Source organism: Flavobacterium sp. (assembly GCF_035456085.1).
GTDB lineage: Bacteria > Bacteroidota > Bacteroidia > Flavobacteriales > Flavobacteriaceae > Flavobacterium.
The window spans coordinates 1-2,112 of the sequence record NZ_DATIDY010000175.1; the positions used below are offsets into that span (position 1 = coordinate 1).

The window sequence follows — 2,112 nt, forward strand, 5'->3', positions numbered from 1 at the left end:
ACTTTGGTCGAAGGACTTTTCGGAATTCAACCAGATGCACTCGCTCATCAACTGACGATCAAACCCGGATTTCCTGAAAAATGGGATTCAGCTTCTTTAGAAATTCCTGATGTTTCTTTTTCTTTCAAAAGAGAAAAAAACTCAGATTCGTACGAAATCGCCAATCACTTGTCAACCAAAATGGCTTTGAGATTTGTAGTGAATAGCTCTTCTGAAAAAATAAATAACATTACTATTAATGGAAATAAAACCAATTATACGATTACCAAAAACGGAATTGGAAAGCCTGAAATTGTTATCGAATCGCCTTTTGCCGAAAAATATTCCATTGTAATTAATTGGGGAGAAACATCTTTGGAACAAATAAAAGTTACCGAAGATTACAACCCAAATGATGCTTTTGTATTCGAAACTAAAAAAGCCAAAATCATCGATGTTAATGACCCACAAAAGGTTTTAAATTCTCTTTCAAAAAGCGAAAATAAAATCACAGGAATTGTAAACAACATCGGCAATAAAACCGTATTTGTGCAATTACAACAAGGCGAAATGATTTGGTGGCAACCGATTATTATCAACAGTAAACCAAAATTTGAAGTTGCTGTGAAAGAAGTGAATCCGAATGATTTGTTTCTTTCTATTCAAAATAATTCGGCCAAAAACGTTACCGGGAAATTGGTTGTAAAATCTTTTGCAAAAGAAATAACTATCAAAGAAAATGGTTCTGAAACAATTGCAATTCCAATAAAAAATCTAGTTGCAGGAACTAATAATTTGCAAATACAAACCAAAGATGCAGGGAATTATTCATTGTCATTTACAAGTTGGGATATTCCGGAAAATAAAACTTTAAAACAAGAAGCTGTTGCATTGTCTCCTTATTTTAATGCCAAAGTAACGGATATTTTTAAGGTAAAATATGAATCGCCACGACCACAAAGTCCAACTTTGCAATTGCCTTTACAAGGAATTGGAAACTGGTGTTATCCATTAATTAATCCAACTATTGATGATTCAGGATTGCGTTCCAAAACGAAAGCAAATGGACAAATCAGGACTCCTGAGGGTATTGTTTTTGAAACGCCATCGGATGCTGCTAAAAACAATATTGCTTTTACTTCAATGTGGGATAATTATCCAAAGGAAACCAGTATTCCTTTAAACGGTAAGGCTTCCCATTTGTATTTGATGATGGCGGGTTCTACAAATCCGATGCAAAGCCGAATGACAAATGGCAAAATAGTCGTTAATTATACTGATGGTTCTCAAGATGTTTTGGAACTGAAAAACCCTGAAAATTGGTGGCCAATCGAGCAGGATTATTTTGTTGATGGAAAAGCATTTATGATCAATGCAACAAAACCGCCACGCGTTTATTTGAAATCTGGAGTAGTTTCCCGCACTTTTAATGATTACAAAACAATCAAAGGATTTGCGGATAATGGTATTGAAGGAGGAGCAGGAACTGTTTTAGATTTGCCATTAAATCCATCAAAAACATTGAAAAGTTTTTCTTTACAAACAATTACGAATGATGTTGTCATTGGGTTGATGAGCGCCACTTTAATACGAGAATAAATGAAAAGAAGGGATTTTATATACACGACTTTTTTGGCTTCGTTGGCAGTTTCGATTCCTGCTGAGGCTCACGATTTTTTTATTTCTGAAAAAGATCCTAAGCTTTCTGATTTTGAAAAAAGGTTAAGCCCAGTAGGAAGAGCATTAGAATTCGAAGATTATTATGTTTGGTGCAACAGCCCCATTGAAGGACCTGATGGTAAAATTCATGTATTTTTTTCCCGTTGGCCAAAAAGTAAAGGAATGGGAGCTTGGCTAAACGGTTCAGAAATTGCACACGCAGTTGCCGATAAACCAGAAGGCCCTTATGAATATGTGAGTACCGTTTTGGCACCACGTGGAGCGGGTTTTTGGGATGCGACCACTTGTCATAACCCGAGTATTCATTTTGTAGATGGAAAATATGCTTTGTTTTACTTAGGAAATTCAAATGGAAAATTTGATACCAAAAGAATAGGTTTGGCCACAGCCGATTCACTCTACGGACCTTGGAAAAGACCTGACGAACCTTTGTTACAACCTGGAAAAGAAGGG

2 pseudogenes are annotated in these 2,112 nt (G+C 35.8%); both read left to right on the top strand.

What is annotated here, in order from left to right:
- A pseudogene (locus VLC96_RS13440) lies at positions 1-1,578 on the top strand (DUF4450 domain-containing protein); the annotation flags it as partial.
- A pseudogene (locus VLC96_RS13445) lies at positions 1,579-2,112 on the top strand (glycoside hydrolase family protein); the annotation flags it as partial. It abuts the pseudogene before it with no gap.